At 63.8% G+C, this 22519-nt stretch carries 16 protein-coding genes; 9 read left to right on the plus strand and 7 right to left on the minus strand.

The window, feature by feature from the left end:
* Positions 1-8 precede the first annotated feature (8 nt).
* Complete coding sequence (gene katE, locus U8L64_RS01800; protein ID WP_333393492.1) at positions 9-2144, plus strand: catalase HPII; 2136 nt, start codon at positions 9-11, stop codon at positions 2142-2144.
* A gap of 181 nt (positions 2145-2325) precedes the next feature.
* Here katE and U8L64_RS01805 read toward each other — a convergent pair whose 3' ends face one another.
* Genes U8L64_RS01805 through zur form a run of 4 tightly spaced genes read right to left on the minus strand, consistent with a single transcriptional unit; the run spans position 2326 to position 4870 of the window.
* Positions 2326-2823 (minus strand): YgjP-like metallopeptidase domain-containing protein, encoded by a 498-nt coding sequence (locus U8L64_RS01805; RefSeq protein ID WP_043294886.1) that lies wholly within the window; start codon positions 2821-2823, stop codon positions 2326-2328.
* Positions 2820-3605, minus strand: coding sequence for a zinc ABC transporter permease subunit ZnuB (gene znuB, locus U8L64_RS01810; RefSeq protein WP_333393494.1), 786 nt, complete (start codon positions 3603-3605; stop codon positions 2820-2822). Before znuB ends, U8L64_RS01805 begins: the two co-directional genes overlap by 4 nt.
* Before the next feature lie 12 nt (positions 3606-3617).
* Entirely contained in the window at positions 3618-4388 is a 771-nt protein-coding gene (gene znuC / locus U8L64_RS01815) for a zinc ABC transporter ATP-binding protein ZnuC (RefSeq protein ID WP_156715872.1), read from the minus strand.
* Positions 4385-4870 (minus strand): zinc uptake transcriptional repressor Zur, encoded by a 486-nt coding sequence (gene zur, locus U8L64_RS01820; RefSeq protein ID WP_043294884.1) that lies wholly within the window; start codon positions 4868-4870, stop codon positions 4385-4387. Before zur ends, znuC begins: the two co-directional genes overlap by 4 nt.
* 65 nt (positions 4871-4935) lie before the next feature.
* Between zur and U8L64_RS01825 the strand changes: the two genes are divergently transcribed.
* The 3 genes from U8L64_RS01825 to U8L64_RS01835 all read left to right on the plus strand — a co-directional run bounded on the left by U8L64_RS01825 (position 4936) and on the right by U8L64_RS01835 (position 9004).
* Complete coding sequence (locus tag U8L64_RS01825; protein ID WP_333393498.1) at positions 4936-5919, plus strand: zinc ABC transporter substrate-binding protein; 984 nt, start codon at positions 4936-4938, stop codon at positions 5917-5919.
* A gap of 163 nt (positions 5920-6082) precedes the next feature.
* The gene (locus tag U8L64_RS01830; RefSeq protein WP_138300760.1) at positions 6083-8233 is read left to right on the plus strand and encodes an adenosylcobalamin-dependent ribonucleoside-diphosphate reductase; all 2151 of its coding nucleotides are present in this window, start codon (positions 6083-6085) and stop codon (positions 8231-8233) included.
* A gap of 63 nt (positions 8234-8296) precedes the next feature.
* Positions 8297-9004 carry a TSCPD domain-containing protein gene (locus U8L64_RS01835; protein WP_333393501.1) on the plus strand — a complete coding sequence of 236 codons (708 nt, stop codon included), beginning with the start codon at positions 8297-8299 and terminating at the stop codon, positions 9002-9004.
* A gap of 73 nt (positions 9005-9077) precedes the next feature.
* Here the strand turns inward: U8L64_RS01835 and ppnN are convergent, their stop codons facing one another.
* From ppnN to U8L64_RS01850, 3 genes are all read right to left on the minus strand, one after another.
* Positions 9078-10451: a nucleotide 5'-monophosphate nucleosidase PpnN gene (gene ppnN, locus U8L64_RS01840; protein WP_043294880.1), complete on the minus strand. Its 1374-nt coding sequence runs from the start codon at positions 10449-10451 to the stop codon at positions 9078-9080.
* 196 nt (positions 10452-10647) lie between these two features.
* Positions 10648-11601: a homoserine kinase gene (locus U8L64_RS01845; protein WP_077682399.1), complete on the minus strand. Its 954-nt coding sequence runs from the start codon at positions 11599-11601 to the stop codon at positions 10648-10650.
* An 18-nt stretch (positions 11602-11619) separates the two neighbouring features.
* Complete coding sequence (locus tag U8L64_RS01850; RefSeq protein WP_008567973.1) at positions 11620-11904, minus strand: DUF2782 domain-containing protein; 285 nt, start codon at positions 11902-11904, stop codon at positions 11620-11622.
* Between the two features lie 75 nt (positions 11905-11979).
* Between U8L64_RS01850 and polA the strand changes: the two genes are divergently transcribed.
* The 5 genes from polA (at position 11980) to U8L64_RS01875 (ending at position 22481) form a co-directional block, all read left to right on the plus strand.
* Positions 11980-14724 (plus strand): DNA polymerase I, encoded by a 2745-nt coding sequence (polA, locus tag U8L64_RS01855; RefSeq protein WP_333393507.1) that lies wholly within the window; start codon positions 11980-11982, stop codon positions 14722-14724.
* Between the two features lie 486 nt (positions 14725-15210).
* The gene (locus tag U8L64_RS01860; protein ID WP_003286458.1) at positions 15211-15729 is read left to right on the plus strand and encodes an Hcp family type VI secretion system effector; all 519 of its coding nucleotides are present in this window, start codon (positions 15211-15213) and stop codon (positions 15727-15729) included.
* Between the two features lie 184 nt (positions 15730-15913).
* Positions 15914-18007 carry a type VI secretion system Vgr family protein gene (gene tssI, locus U8L64_RS01865; protein WP_333393525.1) on the plus strand — a complete coding sequence of 698 codons (2094 nt, stop codon included), beginning with the start codon at positions 15914-15916 and terminating at the stop codon, positions 18005-18007.
* A complete protein-coding gene (locus U8L64_RS01870) occupies positions 18004-21306 on the plus strand; it encodes a hypothetical protein (protein WP_333393527.1) in 3303 nt (1100 codons plus the stop codon). The genes tssI and U8L64_RS01870 overlap by 4 nt, the downstream gene beginning before the upstream one ends.
* Before the next feature lie 542 nt (positions 21307-21848).
* Positions 21849-22481 carry a hypothetical protein gene (locus U8L64_RS01875; protein ID WP_043294874.1) on the plus strand — a complete coding sequence of 211 codons (633 nt, stop codon included), beginning with the start codon at positions 21849-21851 and terminating at the stop codon, positions 22479-22481.
* The last annotated feature ends 38 nt before the right edge of the window (positions 22482-22519 follow it).

Raw genomic sequence — 22519 nt, forward strand, 5'->3', positions numbered from 1 at the left:
GGCCCATCATGACGCACAAGACCCCCAAACAGAGCGAGCTCGCCGGCACCGATACCGTCGACCGCGCCAATCACAACGCCAAGCTCGATCAGCTGGAAGCATTCCGCAGCGACGCCACCGGCGAGGCGCTGCGCACCAATCAGGGCGTGAAGATCGCCGACAACCAGAACACCCTCAAGGCCGGCGATCGTGGACCCTCGCTGCTCGAAGATTTCATCATGCGCGAGAAGCTCACCCACTTCGATCACGAGCGCATCCCCGAGCGCATCGTGCACGCGCGCGGCGCGGCCGCGCACGGCGTGTTCAAGAGTTACGCCGACCACAGCTGGCTGACCAAGGCTTCGTTCCTCGCCGGCGAAGGCAAGGAAACGCCGGTATTCGTGCGTTTCTCCACCGTGCAGGGCTCGCGCGGCTCGGCCGATACGGTACGCGATGCACGCGGCTTCGCTACCAAGTTCTACACCGACGAGGGCAACTTCGACCTGGTCGGCAACAATATGCCGGTGTTCTTCATTCAGGACGCGATCAAGTTCCCGGACTTCGTCCACGCGGTGAAACCCGAGCCGCACAACGAGATCCCGCAGGCGCAATCGGCGCACGACAGCTTCTGGGACTTCGTCTCGCTGACCCCGGAGTCCGCGCACATGGTGCTCTGGACCATGTCGGACCGCGGCATTCCGCGCAGCTTCCGGGCGATGGAGGGTTTCGGCGTGCACACTTTCCGCATGATCAACGCCGAGGGCGTCAGCCGCTTCGTCAAGTTCCACTGGAAACCGGTGGCCGGCGCGTTCTCGATGGTCTGGGACGAGACGCTGAAGATCGCCGGCAAGGACCCGGACTACAACCGCCGCGACATGTGGGAGTCGATCGAGAAGGGCGACTACTTCGAGTGGGAGCTGGGCGTGCAGGTGGTCGAGGAGGCCGACGAGCACAAGTTCGACTTCGACCTGCTCGACCCGACCAAGATCATTCCCGAGGAGCTGGTGCCGGTGCAGAAGCTCGGCAAGATGACCCTCAATCGCAACCCGGACAACTTCTTCGCCGAGACCGAGCAGGCCGCCTTCCACCCGGGACACGTGGTGCCGGGCATCGACTTCAGCAACGACCCGTTGCTGCAGGGCCGGCTGTTCTCCTACACCGACACGCAGCTGCTGCGTCTCGGCGGGCCGAACTTCCACGAAATCCCGATCAACCGGCCGGTGTGCCCGTTCCACAACAACCAGCGCGACGCCTTCCATCGCCAGACCATCCACAAGGGCCGCGCCAACTATGAGCCCAACTCCATCGATGGCGGCTGGCCCAAGGAAACCCCGCCGGCGGCCCAGGGCGGCGGGTTCGAGAGCTATCCGGAGCGGGTCGAGGGGCACAAGATTCGCAACCGCAGCGAATCCTTCGGCGACCACTTCTCCCAGGCCACGCTGTTCTGGAACAGCATGAGCGCGCCGGAGAAGGAGCACATCATCGGCGCCTATACCTTCGAGCTGGGCAAGGTCGAGCGGGTGTTCATCCGTGAGCGTCAGGTCAACGAGATCCTCGCCAACATCGACCTGGAGCTGGCCCGCCGCGTGGCCGAGAACCTCGGCCTGCCGGCGCCGAGCGCACCGACCGTAGCGCCGAAGGTGCCGACGCCGCAGAGCTCGCCGGCCCTGAGTCTGATGAACCACGTGCCGGGCAATATCAAGTCGCGCAAGGTGGCGATTCTGGTGTCTGCCGGCGTCGATGGCGCGGCGATCGATGCGTTCAAGGCCAAGCTGGCCGAGCAGGGCGCGCTGGCCAAGATCATCGGCCCGTCACCGGCGCCGGTGAAAACGGCGGACGGCAAGATGCTGCCGGTCGACGCCGCGATGGATGGCATGCCCTCGGTGATGTTCGACGCGGTGTTCGTCCCCGGCGGTGCCGATGCGGCGGCGGCCATGGCCAAGTCCGGCGAGGCCAAGCACTACCTGCTGGAGGCCTACAAGCACCTGAAACCCATCGTGGTGCTCGGTGCGGCACGGCCGCTGCTGGCATCGCTGAACCTCACCGCCGATGCCGGACTGCTGGAGGGCGATGCCGTCGATGGGGTATTCGGCCACTTCGCCCAGGCGCTCGGCCAGCACCGCATCTGGGCGCGTGAGGCCGCGGCGGCGGCGATCCCGGCGTAACGGGTCAGCGTAAGGGTGGATGGCCGCAGCCATCCACGCGGATGAGGCGCGAGGTCCGGCATGAGGCCAAACCAGGCACTGACGCGTGGAAAATCGCTTCGCGAGTTTTCCACCCTACGCAGGCTTCGGTACCAGCGGGGCGTAGGGTGGATGGCCGCAGCCATCCACGCAGGGCGGCTCCTCAGCTGCCCTGCAGCTCCCGCCAGTGCAGGAACAGCCGCAGGTCGAACTCGATCTGCCCGTAGCCGGGCAGCATGTGTTCGCACAGCTTGTAGAAGGCGCGGTTGTGCTCGCTCTCGCGCAGGTGAGCGAGCTCGTGCACCACGATCATCTGTAAAAACTCCGGCGCCGCCTCGCGGAACAGCGCGGCGACGCGGATTTCCTTCTTCGCCTTGAGCTTGCCGCCCTGCACCCGCGATACCGCGGTATGCAGGCCCAGCGCGCGGTGAGTCAGGTCCAGCCGGTTGTCGTAGAGCACCTTGTCGATCGGTGGCGCGCTTTTCAGGTACTCCTGCTTGAGCGTCTGCACGTAGCCGTACAGCGCCTTGTCGCTCTGCACCTCATGACGGCCGGGATAGCGCCGTTGCAGGTAATCGTCCAGACGGTCCTCGGCGATCAGCTGGCGCACCTGAGCCAGCAGCGCTTCAGGGTAGCCGCGCAGGTATTTGAGATCGGTCATGCGCGCTTCGGCCAGGCGAAGCTGAGCAGGAACAGCACGGCGGCGCTGACCACGATGGACGGACCGGCCGGGGTGTCCTCGTACCAGGACAGCGTCAGCCCCAGGCACACCGCGACGATACCCAGGATGCTGGCGCCCAGGGCCATCTGCTCCGGCGTGCGCGCATGGCGCTGTGCGGCCGCGGCGGGAATGATCAGCAGCGAGGTGATCAGCAGCACGCCGACGATCTTCATCGCCACGGCGATCACCACGGCGATCAGCAGCATCAGCGCCAGGCGAATGCCGGCCACCGGCAGCCCTTCGACCTTGGCCAGCTCCTCGTGCACGGTGATCGCCAGCAGCGGTCGCCACAGCGGAATCAGCATCAGCAGCACCAGGGCGCTGCCGCCGATGATCCAGGCCAGATCGCTCGGCCCCACGGCGAGCAGGTCGCCGAACAGGTAGCCCATCAGGTCGACGCGCACATCCTTCATGAAACTCAGCGACACCAGGCCGAGCGACAGCGTGCTGTGCGCGAGGATGCCGAGCAGCGTGTCCGAGGCCAGCGGCTGGCGCTGCTGCAGGGTCACCAGCAGCAGGGCGAGCAGCACGCAGCCGACGGTCACCGCCAGCGTCAGGTTGACGTCGAGCATCAGTCCGAGGGCGACGCCGAATAGCGCGGCGTGGGACAGGGTGTCGCCGAAATAGGCCATGCGCCGCCAGACCACGAAGGAGCCGAGCGGACCGGCGACCAGCGCCAGGGCGAGGCCGGCGAGCAGGGCGTTGAGCAGGAAATCGGGCATCTGGGGCTCTGTCTAGTGCTTGCAGTTCGGGCCGTGGACATGGGGTTTGCCGATCACCACGCTGCCGTGCAGGTCGTGGCGGTGATCGTGCTGGTGGTGATAGACCGCGAGGCTGCGGGCGTCCTGGCCGAACAGCTCGACGAAGGCCGGGTCGGTACTGACCTGCTCCGGATGGCCGGAACAGCAGACGTGGCGGTTCAGGCAGACCACCTGATCGGTGGCGCTCATCACCAGATGCAGGTCGTGGGAGACCATCAGCACGCCGCAGCCGTAACGCTCGCGCAACCGGCCGATCAGCCGATACAGCTCGGCCTGGCCGGCGACGTCGACGCCTTGCACGGGCTCGTCGAGCACCAGCAGCTCCGGTTCGCGCAGCAGGGCGCGGGCCAGCAGCACGCGCTGCAGTTCGCCGCCGGAAATTTTCTGTAGCGGGCTGTCGATCACCTGTTCGGCGCCCACCTCGCTCAGCGCCGTCAGCGCGCGGGCACGATCCACACCCGGCACAAGCCGCAGGAAACGCAGCACCGACAGCGGCAGCGTGGCATCGACATGCAGCTTCTGCGGCATGTAGCCGACCCGCAGCCTCGGCTTGCGCCAGACCTCGCCGCGCTCCGGCTTGAGCAGGCCGAGCACCACGCGCACCAGGGTGGTCTTGCCGGCGCCGTTGGGGCCGATCAGCGTGACGATCTCGCCGCGGTGCACTTGCAGGTGCGCGCCTTCCAGCACGTCCTGGCCGGCGAAGCGCACGTGGACGTCATCCAGCCGCAGCAGCGTATCGCTCATGCCGCGCTCCGGCACGGCGTGCAAAGCCCGACCACTTCGACGGTCTGGCCTTCGACGGCGAAGCCGACGTTGCGCGCCGCGGCCTCGATGGCCTCGGCGATGGACGGTTGCTCCAGCTCGATGGCGGTGTGGCAGCTGCGGCAGATGAGGAACTGGCCCTGGTGCGGGTGCTCCGGATGGATGCAGCCGATGAAGGCGTTGAGCGAGGCGATGCGGTGCACCAGACCGTTCTCCAGAAGAAAATCCAGCGCGCGGTATACGGTCGGCGGGGCGGCGCGGCGGCCGTCCTGCTCGCTCAGCACGGCGAGGATGTCGTAGGCGCCGAGCGGTCGGTGGCTCTGCCAGACCAGCTCAAGCACACGCCGGCGCAGCGCGGTCAGGCGCACGCCCTGGCGCGCGCACAGCGCATCGGCTTCGGCCAGCGCATGGCTGACGCAGTGGTCGTGGTCGTGGGGCGTGCAGGCCAGCGGAGTCTTGGACATGGGCGGCGACGTTCTGATGGGGAGACGTTATTATGTACCATTTCCAGCCTCCTGAGTGATAACCCGTGAAGCGTCTTTTCTCTCTCCCGCTGCTTGCCGCGTTGCTTGCATGCAGCGCCGTTGCCCAGGCCGACATTCGCGTGCTGACCAGCATCAAGCCGTTGCAGCTGATCGCCGCGGCGGTACAGGACGGCGTTGGCACGCCCGACGTGCTGCTGCCGGCCAGCGCTTCGGCGCATCACTACGCGCTGCGTCCGTCCGACGTCCGGCGCATCCGCGAGGCCGAGCTGTTCTATTGGATCGGCCCGGATCTGGAAACCTTCCTGCCGCCGGTGCTGAAAGGGCGTAGCGGCGCGACCCTCGCCGTGCAGCAGCTGCCGGGCCTGACGCTGCGGCACTTCGGCGACGCGCCGGCCAGCGAAGAGGCCGGGGAGCATGACGAGCACGACGAACACGGGCACGACGCGCATGAGCATGAGACCGCCGCTGCGCACGACGAAGACGAGCACGACCACGATCACCGTCCCGGCAGCCTCGACGCCCACCTGTGGCTGCTGCCGGCCAATGCGCGGGTAATCGCCGAGCGCATGGCCAGCGATCTCGCCGCTGCCGACCCGACCAACGCGGCGCGCTATCAGGCCAACAGCGCGGCCTTCGCGCAACGCCTCGAGGCGCTCGACGGTCGCCTCGGCGAGCGATTCGAGGGCCTGCGGGGCAAGCCATTCTTCGTCTTCCACGAAGCCTACGACTACTTCGAGGCCGCCTACGGCCTGCGTCATGCCGGCGTGTTCAGTGCTGGCGGCGAGGCGCAGCCGGGAGCCCGGCATGTCGCGGCGATGCGCGAGCGGTTGCAGCAGGCCGGGCCGAGCTGCGTGTTCAGCGAGCCGCCGGCTCGCCCGCGTCTGGCTGAAACCCTGACTCGCGGCCTGCCGGTGCGGATGGCCGAGCTGGATGTGCTCGGCGTTAACCTGACGGTCGGCGCACGCGGCTACGAACAGCTCGTCGAGGACCTCGGCGACACCCTGGCCGACTGCCTGCAAGCGCTCTGACAGACGGCGTGCGCTGCTGCTGCAGCACGCGCCCACCCGTCGGGAATTGCGCTGTTTTCATGTTGGCTCCCACCCTCGATTGATATCCATCATGTGCGTCCGACGCGCTCATGGCATAAGCTTCGCGATCTTTTTTATCCAATCGACGAAGGACGTGCAGCGCATGGCGAAGACGGGTGGGCCGGTCGCGGCAGAGAGCAAAATCACCTCCAGCATCCCCCTGCAGGTGGCCTCCGAAGATATCTGGGCGCAGAAATATCGCCTGACCAACAAGGACGGCACGCCGGTCGACGACAACGTCGACGCCACGTGGCAGCGCGTCGCCCGTGCCCTGGCCGATGTCGAGCCGGCCGAGCAGCGCGAGCACTGGCATGAGCGCTTCCTCTGGGCGCTGCGCAACGGCGCCATACCGGCCGGGCGGATCATTTCCAACGCCGGCGCGCAGGACTACAAGCCGGCGACTTCGACCATCAACTGCACCGTCTCGGGCACCATCACCGACTCGATGGACGACATCCTCGGCAAGGTCCATGAGGCCGGGCTGACGCTGAAGGCCGGCTGCGGCATCGGCTACGAATTCAGCACGCTGCGCCCGCGCGGATCGTTCGTCTCCGGTGCGGGCGCGCACACCAGCGGCCCGCTGTCGTTCATGGATATCTTCGACAAGATGTGCTTCACCGTCAGCTCCGCCGGTGGCCGTCGCGGGGCGCAGATGGGCACCTTCGAGGTCGGTCATCCGGACGTGCGCGAGTTCATCCGCGCCAAGCGCGAGGACGGCCGGCTGCGCCAGTTCAACCTCAGCCTGCTGATCACCGACGAGTTCATGCAGGCGGTGGAAGCCGACGGCGAGTGGCCGCTGGTGTTCCCGGTGCATGCCAAGGAAGCCGCCGAGCTGGACCTGAGCGACGCCGAGCACGTGCTCTGGCGCGAATGGCCGGTGCACGACAACTACATCGTGCGCGATGACGGCCTGGTCGCCTGCAAGATCTACGGGCGGGTCAAGGCGCGGCATCTGTGGGACATGATCATGGTCTCCACCTATGACTACGCCGAGCCGGGCTTCATCCTTATCGACCGCGTCAACCAGCTGAACAACAACTGGTGGTGCGAGGCGATCCGCGCCACCAACCCCTGTGGCGAACAGCCGCTGCCGCCGTACGGCTCCTGCCTGCTGGGTTCGGTCAACCTGACCAGCTTCGTCATCGACCCGTTCGGCGCCGAAGCACGCTTCGACTGGGACAAGTACCGCGAAGTTGTGCGCATCTTCACGCGCATGCTGGACAACGTCGTCGAAATCAACGGCCTGCCGCTGGAGCAGCAGCGCCACGAGATCGAGACCAAGCGCCGCCACGGCATGGGTTTCCTCGGCCTCGGTTCGACGCTGACGCTGCTCAAGTTGCGCTATGGCAGCCCGGAAGCCTGCGTGTTCACCGAAGAAGTTGCGCGCGAGATGGCGCTCGTCGGCTGGGAACAGGCGCTCGAACTGTCCCGCGAGAAGGGTCCGGCTCCGCTGCTGAGCGAAACCTTCACGGTCACCGCGGAGATGCTGCGCAAGCGTCCGGAAATGGCCCGTGATGGCTACAAGGTCGGTGATCAGGTGGCCGGCCGCGTGCTGCACGCCAAGTATTCGCGCTACATGCAGAAGATTGCCGAGTACGCCCCCGAGCTGATCGAGGCGCTGGCCACCGAAGGCGCGCGCTTCACTCACCACAGCTCCATCGCGCCGACCGGCACCATCAGCCTGAGTCTGGCCAACAATGCCTCCAACGGCATCGAGCCGAGCTTCGCGCATCACTACTCGCGCAACCTGATCCGCACCGGGCGCAAGGCCAAGGAAAAGATCGAGGTTTACAGCTACGAGCTGCTGGCCTATCGCACGCTGATCAACGAGCGCGCCAAGCCGGGCTCCGACGAGCCGGGCGAGAAGCTGCCGGACTACTTCATCACCGCCGACGACGTTACTCCGACCCAGCATGTCGACATCCAGGCTGCGGCGCAGAAGTGGGTCGACTCGTCGATCTCCAAGACCGCCAACGTGCCGACCGACTATCCGTTCGAGTCGTTCAAGGACATCTACCGCTACGCCTGGCGTCAGGGCCTGAAGGGTTGCACCACCTTCCGCTTCAACCCGGCGGCATTCCAGGGCGTGCTGGTCAAGGAAGCCGATCTGGAGAAAACCCTGTATCGCTTCACCCTCGAGGACGGCAGCGTGGTCGAACTCAAAGGTAATCAGGAAGTGGAATACGACGGCGAGGTGAATACCGCCGCCAACCTGTTCGATGCCCTCAAGGAAGGCTATTACGGCAAGTACTGAGCCGAGCCGCCAACTGAATAGTCGCCGGGCCGCCAACGCCGCCCGGCAGGAGAGACCGCACCAATGACCGTAAAGATCACCCAGCGCATCAAGGGCTTCAAGGTCGTCGACGAGACCCTCGAACGTCCCGCCGCGCCCGCGCCTGCCACCGATAGCAAGGCGGCCAAGCCCGTCAAGGTAGTGGAGATGGACGAGAGCCTGCAGCGTCCGGAAACCCTCATCGGCATGACCTACAAGATCAAGTCGCCGTTGTTCGAGCACGCGCTGTACGTCACCGTGAACGACATCGTGCTCAACGCCGGTACGCCGCACGAGCAGCGCCGGCCGTTCGAGATCTTCATCAATTCGAAGAACATGGACCACTTCCAGTGGATCGTCGCGCTCACCCGGATCATGTCCGCGGTGTTCCGCAAGGGCGGCGACTGCACCTTCCTCGTCGAAGAGCTCAAGGCGGTTTTCGATCCGCGCGGCGGCTACCTGAAGAAGGGCGGCGTCTACATGCCGTCCATCGTCGCCGAGATCGGCGCGGTGCTGGAGCGCCATCTGATCGCCATCGGCATGATGGAAGGCCAGGCGCTGGACGAAACCCAGCTTAGGTACCTGGCGGAGAAGCGTGCCGCCTACGAGGCCAGCCAGGGCGCGGTGGCGGTCGAGCCGGGCGAGGGTTTCCCGGCGGGTGCGCAGTTGTGCAACAAGTGCAATACCCAGGCGGTGGTGCAGATGGACGGTTGCGCCACGTGCCTCAACTGCGGCCATTCCAAGTGCGGCTGAGTTCGCCGGTCGAACGCTGCGCCTGACAAAAAAGCCCGGGGTCGATGCCCCGGGCTTTTTGTTGGTGTGGCGCTCAGCTCACCACGTTGTAGCACGGCTCGTAGGCCGCGCTGCCCGGCAGCTTCATGCGGTGCTGCTCGACAAAGGCCTGCAGCAACTCGTCCAGCGGCTGCATGATGCAGGCGTCGCCGTGAATCTGGTAGCGGCCGTGCTGTTCGATGCGGCGAATGCCCTTGTCCTTGACGTTGCCGGCGACGATGCCGGAAAACGCGCGGCGCAGGTTGGCGGCCAGCTCGTGGGGCGGCAGCGCGCGGCGCAGCTGCAGGCTGGCCATCGCTTCGTGGGTAGGGTCGAACGGGTGCTGGAAGCTCTCGTCGATCTTCAGCAGCCAGTTGAAATGGAAGGCATCGTTGCGCTCGCGGCGGAAGCGGCGCACCTCGTGCATACCGGCGACCATCAATCGCGCCACTTCGCTCGGATCGTCGATCACCACCTGGTAACGGCTCTGCGCCTGCTCGCCGAGGGTGGCGCCGACGAATGCGTGCAGCTGTTGCAAGTACGGCGCCGCCTCGCGCGGGCCGGTGAGTACGACGGGGAAGGGCAGCTCGCGGTTGGCCGGATGCAGCAGGATGCCGAGCAGGTAGAGAAATTCTTCGGCGGTGCCGACGCCGCCGGGGAAGATGATGATGCCGTGGCCGACGCGCACGAAGGCTTCCAGGCGCTTCTCGATGTCCGGCAGGATCACCAGCTCGTTGACGATCGGGTTCGGCGCCTCGGCGGCGATGATGCCCGGTTCGGTGAGGCCGACGAAGCGGCTGCCGGTCAGGCGCTGCTTGGCATGGCCGATTGCCGCGCCCTTCATCGGGCCTTTCATCACGCCCGGCCCGCAGCCGGTGCAGACGTGCAGACTGCGCAGGCCCAGCTCGTGGCCGACGCGCTTGCTGTATTTGTATTCCTCCAGGCTGATCGAGTGGCCGCCCCAGCACACCACCATGTTCGGCTCGACGCCCGGGCGCAGCGTGCGGGCGTTGCGCAGCAGGTGGAACACGTAGTCGGTGATGCCCTGCGAGGTGCTCAGGTCGATGCGGGCGTTGCCCAGCTCGCTCTCGGTGTAGACGATGTCGCGCAGCGCGCTGAACAGCATTTCACGGGTGCTGGCGATCATCTCGCCATCGACGAAGGCATCGGCCGGGGCGTTGAACAGCTCCAGGCGCACGCCGCGATCCTGCTGACGGATTTCTACCTCGAAGTCGGCATAGGCCTCGAGGATGGTCTTGGCATTGTCGATGCGCGCGCCGGTATTGAGGATGGCCAATGCGCACTGGCGAAACAGCTTGTGCGCACGCCCGGCGCCGACTTCGCTCAGGTGCTGGACTTCGCGCTGCGAGAGGGTTTCCAGGCTGCCCTTGGGGCTGACCGAGGCATTGATTACATGGCGTTGGGTCATTCGTCGTTCCCTGAAGGCGCTGCACCGAACGGCGATGCTCGGCCGCAGCGCAAGAGTGGGGCGCCGCTAGGCGCAAAAGAGCGGGCGGCCGGCGACGCTCAGCGTCGGTCCGGACCGCAGGTATCAGCGTTGCCGCTGGAAAAAGAGCGCCATCTTACCCGGGCGTGGCCCGATACTCGACCGCGCGGTCGCGTCGTCAGAAGGCAAAAGGTAGGACACTCGCCGGCTGCTGGCGTGCGACCAGCAGGCGATGAAATTCGCCCGGGTCCTTCACCTGCACGTCGGGCGTGCCCTCGAAGTGTTGTGCCGCGATCAGGCGCGACAGCCAGAAGCGCACGCAGGCGACACGCAGCATCGGCTGCCACAGCTCGGCTTCGGCCGGGGTGAAGCGGCGCAGCGCGGAATAGGCGGCCAGCAGCGGCTCGCTGCGTTCGGGATCGATCTCGCCATTGGGGTGCGAACACCAGTCGTTCACGGCGATGGCGAGGTCGTAGAGCATCGGCCCGGAGCAGGCGTTGTAGAAGTCGATCACCCCGGTCAGGTGGCTGCCTTCGAACAGCACGTTGTCGCGGAACAGGTCGGCATGCAGGTTGGCACGCGGCAGGGCGAGGAGCTTGGGGCGCAGCTCGGCGATTTCCGCCAGGCCATCGCGCAGCAGCGGCAGTTGGTTCTCGGGCAGGTTCAGCGCCAGGCTCGGGCCTTGTTCCTGCATCCAGTCCAGCCCGCGGTCGCTGGCGCGCTCGAGAATCTGCTCGCGGGTCGCCAGATGCAGGCGTGCCAGCAGGCGGCCGACCTCTGCGCAGTGATGCGGGTTGGGCTCGATCACATGCCTGCCGGCCAGGCGCGGCTGCAGCAGCGCGGGCTTGCCGGCCAGCTCGCGCAGCGCTTTGCCGTCTTCGCTGTGCAGGGCGTAGGGCACCGGCAGACCGGCGCGGTGCAGGCGCTCGAGCAGCTCGATGAAGAACGGCAGATCCTGCGTCGGGCCGCGCTCGATCAGCGTCAGCACGTATTCGCCCTGCTCGAGACTGACGAAGAAGTTGCTGTTCTCGCTGCCGGCGGCGATCCCCTGGAAGTCACGCAGCCGGCCGAGCCGGTACGGCGCCAGAAAGGCTTCCAGCTCGTCGCGCTGCAGGGGGGTGAATACCGACATGTCAGGCCTCCCGACGGCTTACCAGCTGAAGATCTTCCAGGCGGGAATCAGCATGTCCGGCTGGTCGGCGCGCACGAAATTGCCGTCGTTGCCGTCGGCGCGCACCAGGAAGTACGGCTTGCCATGCTTGGGCGTCACCTTGACCGCATAGAGGAAGCCGTTGACGCGGTACTCCTCGACGGTGCGGTCACCCTCCTGGCGGATGGTCACGTCCGGCTCGCCGTCGACCGACTCCTGGGCAAAACCGGTCAGAGGCACGCACGCCAGCAGGGCGGCCAGCATCAGGGGTTTGAGAGCGCGCATGATAACCTTGTCCCTTTGTCGATAAGTGGTCCTGTGCATTCTAGCGCCGGGCCCGCCGAAAAGGTTATTCCGCTCATGAGCCAAGCGCCCCTCGTCCTGGTGGACGGTTCGTCCTACCTCTACCGCGCCTTCCATGCGCTGCCGCCGCTGACCACCTCCACCGGCAAACCGACCGGCGCGGTGAAAGGCGTGCTGAACATGCTGCTGGCGTTGCGCAAGCAGTACCCGGACAGCCCGTTCGCCGTGGTATTCGACGCCAAGGGGCCGACCTTCCGCGACGAACTGTTCGAGCACTACAAATCCCACCGCCCGCCGATGCCGGATGACTTGCGGGTGCAGATCGAACCGCTGCATGCGGCCGTGCGCGCCCTTGGCCTGCCGCTGCTGAACGTCGATGGCGTCGAGGCCGACGACGTGATCGGCACTCTGGCCCGGCAATGCGCGGCGCTCGGTCGCGACGTGGTGATCTCCACCGGCGACAAGGACATGGCGCAGCTGGTCTGCCCGCATGTCACCCTGGTCAACACCATGACCGGCAGCGTCTACGACATCGAGGGTGTGAAGACCAAGTTCGGCGTCGGCCCGGAGCTGATCATCGATTTCCTCGCGCTGATGGGCGACAAGGTCGACAACATTCCCGGCGTGCCGGGCGTGGGCGAGAAGACCGCCTGCGGGCTGCTCAATGGTATCGAGGGCGGCTTGAAGGGCCTCTACGACAACCTCGATCAGGTCGCGGCGCTGCCGATTCGCGGTGCCAAGACGCTGGGCGCCAAGCTCGCCGAGCATCGCGATGCGGCGTTCATGTCCTACGAACTGGCGACGATCAAGCTCGACGTCGCGCTGGACGTCGAGGTCTGCGACCTGATGCCCGGCGAGCCACACCGCGAGGCGCTGATCGCGCTGTATCGCGAACTGGAATTCAAGAACTGGCTCGACGACCTGCTGCGCGAGGCCAAGGCCGCGGGCGAGAACTGCGAGGTGGCGCCGGAGAACTGCTCGATCCAGGCCGAAGCCGACTACGAGACGCTGCTCGAACAGGCCGACTTCGATCGCTGGCTGGCGCGCCTGCGAACCGCCAGCTGCTTCGCCTTCGATACCGAAACCACCAGCATCGACGCCCAGCGTGCCGAGCTGGTTGGGCTGTCGTTCGCCATCGAGGCCGGCAAGGCGGCCTACGTGCCGCTGTGCCATAGCTATATGGGCGTGCCGCAGCAGCTCGAGCGCGACGCCGTGCTCGCTGCGCTCAAGCCGCTGCTGGAAGACCCGGCGAAACCGAAAATCTGCCAGCACGGCAAGTACGACATGAACGTGCTGATGCACTACGGCGTCGAGATGCGCGGCATGGCCTTCGACACCATGCTCGAATCCTATGTGCTGGACGCCACCGCCACCCGCCACGACATGGACAGCCTGGCGCTCAAGTACCTCGGCCGCGGCACCATCCGCTTCGAGGACATTGCCGGCAAAGGCGCCAAGCAGCTGACCTTCGACCAGATCGCCATCGAGCAGGCCGGCCCCTATGCCGCCGAGGATGCCGACGTCACCCTGCGCCTGCACCGGACCCTGCTCGGCAAGCTGGAGCAGACGCCGTCGCTGCTCAAGGTGCTGACCGAGATCGAGATGCCGCTGGTGCCGGTGCTGGCGCGCATCGAGCGCAACGGCGCGCTGGTCGATGCGCAGCTGCTCGGCCAGCAGAGCGTCGAACTCGGCGAGAAGATGGTCGAGCTGGAGCGCGAAGCCTTCGCCATCGCCGGCGAGGAGTTCAACCTCGGCTCGCCCAAGCAGCTCTGCGCGATCCTCTATGACAAGCTCGGTTGCCCGGTGCTGTCCAAGACCGCCGGCGGCCAGCCGTCCACCGCCGAAAGCGTGCTGGCCGAGCTGGCCGAGCAGGACTACCCGCTGCCCAAGGTGATCATGCAGCACCGCAGCCTGAGCAAGCTCAAGGGCACCTACACCGACAAGCTGCCGCAGCAGATCAACCCGCGCACCGGGCGCATCCATACCAGCTACCACCAGGCGGTCACTGCGACCGGGCGGTTGTCGTCCTCCGACCCGAACCTGCAGAACATCCCGATCCGCACCGCGGAGGGCCGGCGCATCCGTCAGGCCTTCATCGCGGCGCCCGGCTACCGGCTGCTGGCGGCGGACTACTCGCAGATCGAACTGCGCATCATGGCGCACCTGGCCCAGGATGCCGGCCTGCTGGATGCGTTCCGCAACGGCCTGGACGTGCACCGCGCCACTGCCGCGGAGGTGTTCGGCGTGCCGCTGGAGCAGGTCAGCAGCGACCAGCGGCGCAGCGCCAAGGCGATCAACTTCGGTCTGATCTACGGCATGAGCGCCTTCGGCCTGGCCAAGCAGATCGGCGTCGGCCGCAAGGAGGCGCAGGAGTACATCGACCGCTATTTCGCCCGCTACCCCGGTGTGCTCGCCTATATGGAACGCACCCGCGCCCAGGCCGCCGAGCAGGGCTTCGTCGAGACGCTGTTCGGCCGACGCCTGTACCTGCCGGAAATCCACTCGAAGAACGGCGCCATGCGCAAGGCAGCCGAACGCACTGCGATCAACGCGCCGATGCAGGGCACCGCGGCGGACATCATCAAGCGCGCGATGGTCGCCGTCGACGCCTGGCTGCAGGACTCGGGGCTGGACGCGCGCATCATCCTGCAGGTTCACGACGAACTGGTACTTGAGGTCCGTGAGGATCAGGTCGAGACGTTGCGCGAGCGCATCGGCCCGCTGATGAGCGCGGCCGCCGATCTGGACGTGCCGCTGCTGGTCGAGGCGGGCGTCGGCGCCAACTGGGACGAGGCGCATTGAGTTTTTTTCGCGGCCCGTGGAACCAATTGCGGAACCCGATGGTCAATGCATGCGAAGGGTGTAAAAGCCCTTCAATGCTCCTTGTTGTGTTAAGTGTTGGCAGATCTCTGGACCCCGCCCTAGCGGTCCGGATTTGGACCTCGAACTTCCCCCTCCCCCAATGAAGTTCGAGGTTTTTTTTTGCCTTGAAAAAACCTTCGCGTCGTCATTCATCTGCGCAAGAAGTGGCGCACTCCTCTGTGGATAACTCTGTGGAAAGGCCTGTGTAGCGCTTGCGGTACGCAACGCGCGCGCCGTTGCGCAAGCTTTCCTTACGGCTGCGCCAGATCCTGCGCAGCTTTCTGTGATGTGCTTCCGCTCGGACGCGCGGTTTTCCACTGGTCGATATGTAACTATTTGAATTTAAACAAATTTATAGTTTTGGCATGGTGCTTGTAACAACACAAGTTGCCAACTACGGCATTTCATTCAGCAAGGAGAGCACCCATGCCAACACCCGCGTACCTGTCCCTGGAAGGCACCAAGCAAGGCCTGATCACTGCCGGCACCTTCACCGAGGACTCGGTGGGTAACATTTTCCAGGAAGGCCACGAAGATCAGATTCTGGTCCAGGCTTTCCAGCACCAGGTCATCATTCCGCGTGACCCGCAGTCGGGCCAGCCGACCGGACAGCGCGTGCACAAGCCGCTGATGATCACCAAGGTGTTCGACAAGTCGTCGCCGCTGATCTTCAACGCCCTGACTTCCGGCGAGCGCCTGAACAAGTGCCGTCTGGAGTGGTACCGCACCTCGTCTACCGGCACCCAGGAACACTACTTCACCATCGAACTGGAAGACGCGGTGATCGTCGACGTGCAGTCGCGCATGCCCAACTGCCAGGACCCGAACATGTCGCATTTCACCCATCTGGAAGACGTGTACTTCACCTACCGCAAGATCGTCTGGACCCACGAAGTTTCCGGCACCTCCGGCTCCGACGACTGGCGCACCCCGATCGCCGGCTGATTCGCCGCGGTCCCGCTTCGGCCAGGCTCGCCTGGCCGAACGTCTTTTTGCGAAGCACCGAACAGAATCCGACGTTGCCGTTGCGGAATGCGTAAGGCGCGCGTTGCCGAGCGGCCGGTCTGTGCTACATCGACGCTCCGCAGCGCCCCTGCGCCGATACATGGACTGAACAGGAGGAACATGGATGTTCGCCCCAGCCAACCAGGCCCATTTCAGCCTCACGTTTGACGGTTTCGCGCACGACTTCAAGGTGCTCGAATTCCAAGGCCGCGAGGCCATCAGTCAGCCCTATCGCTTCGAGCTGGAGCTGGTCAGCGAACGCCCCGATCTGGAGCTGGAAAGCCTACTGCACCGCCCGGCCTTTCTCGCCTTCGCTCCGGATGGCAGCGGCATTCACGGCTTGGTATATCAGGCCGGCCAGGGTGAATCCGGCAAACGTCTGACCCGCTATCGGTTGACGCTCGTGCCGCAGCTGGCCTACCTCGCCCATCGCACCAACCAGCGCATCTTCCAGCATCTGAGCGTGCCGCATATCGTTGCCAAAGTGCTCGAGGAACACGGCATTCAGGCCGACGCCTATCGCTTCCAGCTCGGTCCGGTGATCTACCCGCCGCGCGAGTACTGCGTGCAATACGATGAATCCGACCTGCACTTCATCCAACGCCTGTGCGAGGAGGAGGGTATCCACTATCACTTCCAGCACAGCGCAGATGGACATGTGCTGGTGTTCGGCGACGATCAGACGGTCTTTCACAAGCTCGCCACAACTGCCTATCAGCAGGACAGCGGTCTGGTCGCCGACCAGCCGGTGATCAAGCGCTTTGGCCTGCGTCTGGAAACCCGCACCAGTCGCGTCACGCGCCGCGATTACGACTTTGAGAAGCCGCGTCTGACCATGGAGGCCGCTTTCCATAGCGACTTCCAACCCGCTCTCGAGGACTATGACTACCCAGGCCGCTTCACCGAGCGCGCCCGCGGCAAGCACCTGTCGCAACGCGCCTTGGAGCGCCACCGCCACGATTACGAACTGGCCGAAGGCGAAAGCGACCAGCCGAGGCTGGTGAGCGGGCATTTCCTCCCGCTCACCGAACACCCCTGCAACGACTGGAACCAGCTCTGGCTGCTTAACGAAGTGCTGCACGAAGGCAAGCAGCCGCAGGTGCTGGAGGAGTCGGTCACCAGTTATGTCGATAGCGGTGACGGTTTCGTCCAGGGCTACCGCAACCGCTTCAGCGCCACGCCTTGGGACATCCCCTTCCGCCCGGCCCTTCGCCATCCGAAACCCAGGATCCTCGGCAGCCAGACCGCCGAGGTCACCGGCCCCGTCGGCGAAGAAATCCACTGCGACGAGTACGGCCGGGTGAAGGTCCAGTTCCACTGGGACCGCCACGGCCAGGCCGACGACAAGACCAGCTGCTGGTTGCGCGTCAGCTCCAGCTGGGCCGGCGACCGCTACGGCGGTATCGCCATCCCGCGGGTCGGCATGGAAGTGCTGGTGACTTTCCTCGAAGGCGATCCCGATCAACCGCTGGTGACCGGCTGCCTGTACCACAAGGAGCATCAGGTCCCCTACGACCTGCCGGCCAACAAGACCCGCACGGTGTTCAAGACCCTGAGCAGCCCGGGCGGTGGCGGCTACAACGAACTGCGCACCGAAGACCGCAAGGGCGCCGAGCAGATCTACCTCCACGCCCAGCGCGACTGGGACGAGAACATCGAGCACGACCAGAAGATCCGCGTCGGCCACGAGCGCCACGACACCGTGGAAGCCAGCAGCTACAGCGAGTTCAGGGCCGAAGAACACCGCACCACCCACGCCGACCGCAAGAGCGAAGTCCGCGCCAGCGACCATCTGACCGTGGGCAACAGCCAGCACCTGAAGATCGGCAGCGGCCAGTTTGTCGAAGCGGGCCAGGAAATCCACCTCTCTAGCGGCCTAAAAGTCGTCCTGGAGGCTGGCAGCGAACTCACCTTCAAGGCAGGCGGCAGCTTCGTGAAGCTCGACGCAGGGGGCGTGACGTTGGTGGGGCCAGTGGTCAGGGTGAATTCGGGCGGTACGTCGGGGAGCGGGGCGGGCGCGGCGCCGATATCACCTGACTTGCCCAAACCAGCAGATACCGCACCGGTGGGCGAGAAAACCGGTACTGCCACCACCAACCTACCGTCTCTACCTTCAGAAAAGGGGGGCAAGGGGTCGCAGCAACTGATCGTGGACGTATGGGGTGACCCGGAGCAAGGCGGGCAAGTCAAGTTGCTCGACCCGGAGGAAGGCGCATGAGCGAATTGATGGATCACCCCATTGATCAGGGCGTTCGCAAACGAACCCAGTATGACGACGCTCAACGCAAGAGACTCGCACTGAGCATCGAGCGGGAGGACGGTGGTGAGCTTTCTTTGCCCATTGCCGTGGACATGCGCAGCCATGATGAAGAAGAGAACATTCAGCAGAACACGCTTCTGGCGGTAATGCCGCTGGCCAGACTTCCTGGTCACAACGCCTATAACGAAACCCCCAAGGGAGCGCTCCCGCGCTCTGGTCGTATCTACGTATTTCAGAGCGGCAAGCTCTGGCGCGAAGTGCTATGCGACGGCCGGGGCAACATGAAGGATGTCGATCTTGCTCATTGGCGCAAGCGGGCCGAGAACAAGGCTTCTGCCGATGATCGTCGATCCGTTGGCAAGCAACAGCAGATTCTGTTGATCCCGATACTGGTACAGGGACAATCCGTCGCCAACAACTACCTGATGGCCTACAGCGAAAAGCCCTGGACGTGGGAATACATCCAATGGCTGGAGGCTGACCAGAACAGAATCAAGAGCCGTGCGCAGAATGTGGGGTTCGCTTGGTCAGCGGCCGTCGTCGGCCAAGGACAATGGCGCCCGACGCAAGCGATGCCGGCAGTCGTGATCGGTGCCCAGACAGAGGGCTACAGGCCACGGGATTTCAGTATCGAAAGTTTGCTGGGTGACCCCTCCCTGTTCACGCCCAGCCTTGGCAGTCTCCCATCGAACGAAATGAGCAGCCGCATGCAGATGCGCCTGGAGGAGCTTGCTGCCGCGACACAGAGCCAACCCCCGCAGCCGCTGCCAACATTGGAGGCCGGCAAGGATGTGCTTGTAGACCGCAATCTGCGCTCCTATCCCAGGCTGGTCGGGCTCATGCTCGATGATCCTCTGTTCGCGCTCAGACACGCCTGCGCGCAAGCACGCCTGGCGGAATCCTACCTGCTTACCCTCAATGCATTGGTGCCGCATCGTCCGAATGGTCAATACGCCCATGCGCTATACAGTTCGGTTCTGCAGAGCCCTAGCAGCCCGCTGGGTAAGCTCAAGAAACACCTTCATCTTGAGCAGCTTCAGGACACCGTGTTCGACGGGGAGCGCAAGGTGGCCCGAAACCATCTTGCCTCGCAACTTCAGCGCGTCACCGATCTGATATCGGATGTGCCGCTGGCTGCAAGTCTGTGGGATTGGCAATACACGCACGATGAACGCCTGTTAGAACCCTATCTACTGTTCAGCGAAATATTCACCACGCTGGGGAAGCTGCCGGAACACATAGATGCCTTAGCCCAAGCGGGCAGCAGCAACGCCTTGCAAGGCCGCATCGCTCAACTGAGTGATCGACTCCTGAGCGGACATCACCCTATTACCCAGCCATTTTTGGCAAAAGCGGATGGCGCGCTGCCTGAGCCCGTGAACCGACTTGTCGCCCTGGCTGCGAAGAAGCGTGAACCCGACCCGCAACGTCTGGGCATGAGCAGCCTTCTGCACGTTGCCAACATCGATCCGCAGGATGCGGACAAGGGGTTGATCTACAAGAACCTGCACTCGCTGATCGACGATTTCACGACCACCTTCTCCATGGCCGTGCTGACCCAGATTCAGCGTCTGAATGCCGCCGATGTAACGGTAGCGATTCGGTTCAACCGCCTATTTGGGCCGACGCTCGGTGTGCTCGATAAGCTCTCCCCTAGCTGGCACGGTATACAGCTGGTCACCGAGTCACAGGCTCAGGCTGCGAACCTCAGGATTCTTGGTATTCAAGGAGAAGGCCTTAGAAATGGCCTGACCGTTTCCGAGCGTGCGGCGATCACTCGCAAGAACTATCTATATCTGAACATCAACAACCCTCAGGGACAGGTCGTCGCTTCCACCAGCCCTCGCCAGGTAGGCCATGGACTGCCAAATCATGGCTCAGGAGTAATCATTGCGGCGCCTGCCGATCACCCGGAAGTGGCCAAGTACAGTGCCTGGAAACATGCGGTTGCCAACAAACTCGATACTGCTGCGCGGTCGCCCTCTATGCCACTGGTTGCAGTGGCTTGCGCCATGTACAACCTGAATGTGCAGGTTGAGGGGATGAAGAGTTTGCAAAGGGAAGTGGGGGATGGCCGACGCCGCTATGTGGCAGGTTATGCATCAGCAGCAGCAGATCTTATGGTTGCCTCGGGAAATCTTTCCAAATTTGTTCTTGGCGGCGAACACCAGCTCGTGACATTGCTAAACAAGCCTCGTGTCGACGTTTATAGGTTTTCCACCCGCTGGGCCATAAATCTGACCGAGCAAACGGGCAACCCGCGGTTGCCCATACTGCGTGCTCTTTCGGGCGGGGCCATGCTTGTGACAACGCTGATTACCGTCTGGGACGCCAAGCGCGCCTGGAACCAGGGTGATCGCGATGCCGCTTTGGTCTATGGCGTAGCGGCTGCAGGTGGCGCAGCCTGGACGGCCTACGCCTTGGGTATGTGCATCAACCCTGTGGTGCTGGTAGCAGGAGCGATGCTATTCATAGGCGGCAACATTGTGGCGGGCTGGCTGGTCGACAGCGATATCGAGGCCCTAATGAAGAACGGTCCATTTGGCAGGGATCATGGCCAGACAAGCATGCTCGACAAGGTATTCGGTGACGACCAGCGCTTTGCCCATCTCAGCGATCCGAAAGCTGCCTACCAGCAACTGATCGGCATTCTCGGCAGGCCCGTGATTCAGGTCAGCCGCCTAGGTGATTGGCTCGACCAAGCACCCCGTAGCGTGCGCTCTCGCCTCGGCACCCTCAACGGGCAACGGGCCCCACTGAACACCGGTTTGGAATGCCGCCGCGCATCGGCGCAACCTTTCGAGCGTGAAGACTGGGCGGTACGTGTCCATTCGCCGCTGCTAGGAATGTTCGATGCCCAGCATTTTCAGTTCTACGCCAGGGAAGAAGTGGCGGCCCTCCCATTCACGGGAGTCTTCAACGTAGAACGCCTTGAGCAACGTACGATCAACGAGGCGAAGTTGACGGGACACCCTTTGGACAATACTTCGGTGCTCTATATTCTGCCGAAGCAGTTTCCCGTGATGACTCAAACGCCATTGCAACGTCACGCTCAGAAAATCACCCAGCGCCTCAAGGTTTTTGGCCAGTTCCGTCTCGCCAAGGCGTCCGACCGATCCGATGAATTGGTGCTGCCACAACCCAGTCCGAAAACCTGGCGTCCCTATCAGCCCGCCTTTTCTCGACCGCCCGCTCCGAACACTCAACCTGATGATGCACCTTACTGGCAGGTTGAAATCCAGGAATTCAAGGTATGACGATTAAAACTTACGGCCCTGCTGCCTATTGCGGCCAAACATTGCCCTCACTACCGCCACCTATTCGCGATAAGCAAGGCCTGTTCGACACCGCCTTGAAATGGGGGCATTACGCCAATCTGGACTCGATATCCGAAATCGAAGGTCAGCTTATGGGAGAGGCCCATCTGACTTATGAGCGGCAAGCAAAGGAGAAACGTAAACAACATATTTATTGCGATGCAGAGCGTTGGAACTTCGAAAATAGTGGCAAACTATTGAGTTTTTTATTTGTATCGAGACTTTGTTGTATAACTTTGTTTTTTTTTCCATGGGTTGTGGAAGTTTCGGTAATTTATGACTCCATGATCATTCCGATATTTGGAGTTGCCCTGATGTTTGTGAACTTGATTGTCTATAGTTCATCAAGGCCCTGGCTGGCCTATATACTTTGGGGGGCGCTAACAATAATCACCGCTGGAAGTATTGCCTGGGATCAAGGTGCACTCTGGGGTTTCTGGAGTGAACAAACCGCATTCTGGTTTGGAGCGGTTCTGCTGTTCATGGCAGCTATCGGTGTCGACCTGCTGATCGGCCTGTACTCTTTGATCTACACCCACGACGGCAGCGGCTTCAACCGGCGTGACGGCATGCTGCGCATCGGCAGGCGCTTCCGCTCTCCCTTCGTTGCGCCCTTCTACGAGTTCGATCCGGTCATGCAACTGCAGGTCACGCCCCATGGTGGGCATGACTACGTGCTCTGGCTGCATCACCGCTACACCGACACCAAGGTCTGCTTGGGCATGAAGATGCATAGCCTCGGGCTCGACAAAGCCAACCTATACGCCTTCTGGGATACCTTGCAGCGCTATATGGATGTCGAGCAGCCGTTACCCGACCTGCCCGTGCTGGAGCAGAGCCGCCACCTCGACCCGGTTACTGCTGCCCATGATGCCGCCATCGGCCGCCCCGAGCGCTACTGGCGCGACCGTACACTCGAAGGCTGGAAGCGCAACTCCGCTTCCAGGGCGTTGCGGGAGAAGCTGGCCAGCCACCCTTGGCAGCAACACCCCTGCACCCTGCGCGCCAGAATCGATGCAAGCCTTAGCATCGAGGACTACTACCGTAGCCAGCAGGCCAGGGGCATCCAGGTCGCCCGCAAGGGCGGCGACGATGCTGTGGCTCTCCAAGGTTAGCTTGGTGCAGCGCCTAGATGGCATGGGCTCAGCGCAGC

Source organism: Pseudomonas sp. FIP_A4 (assembly GCF_036701605.1).
In the GTDB taxonomy this organism is placed as follows: Bacteria; Pseudomonadota; Gammaproteobacteria; order Pseudomonadales; family Pseudomonadaceae; genus Stutzerimonas; species Stutzerimonas phenolilytica.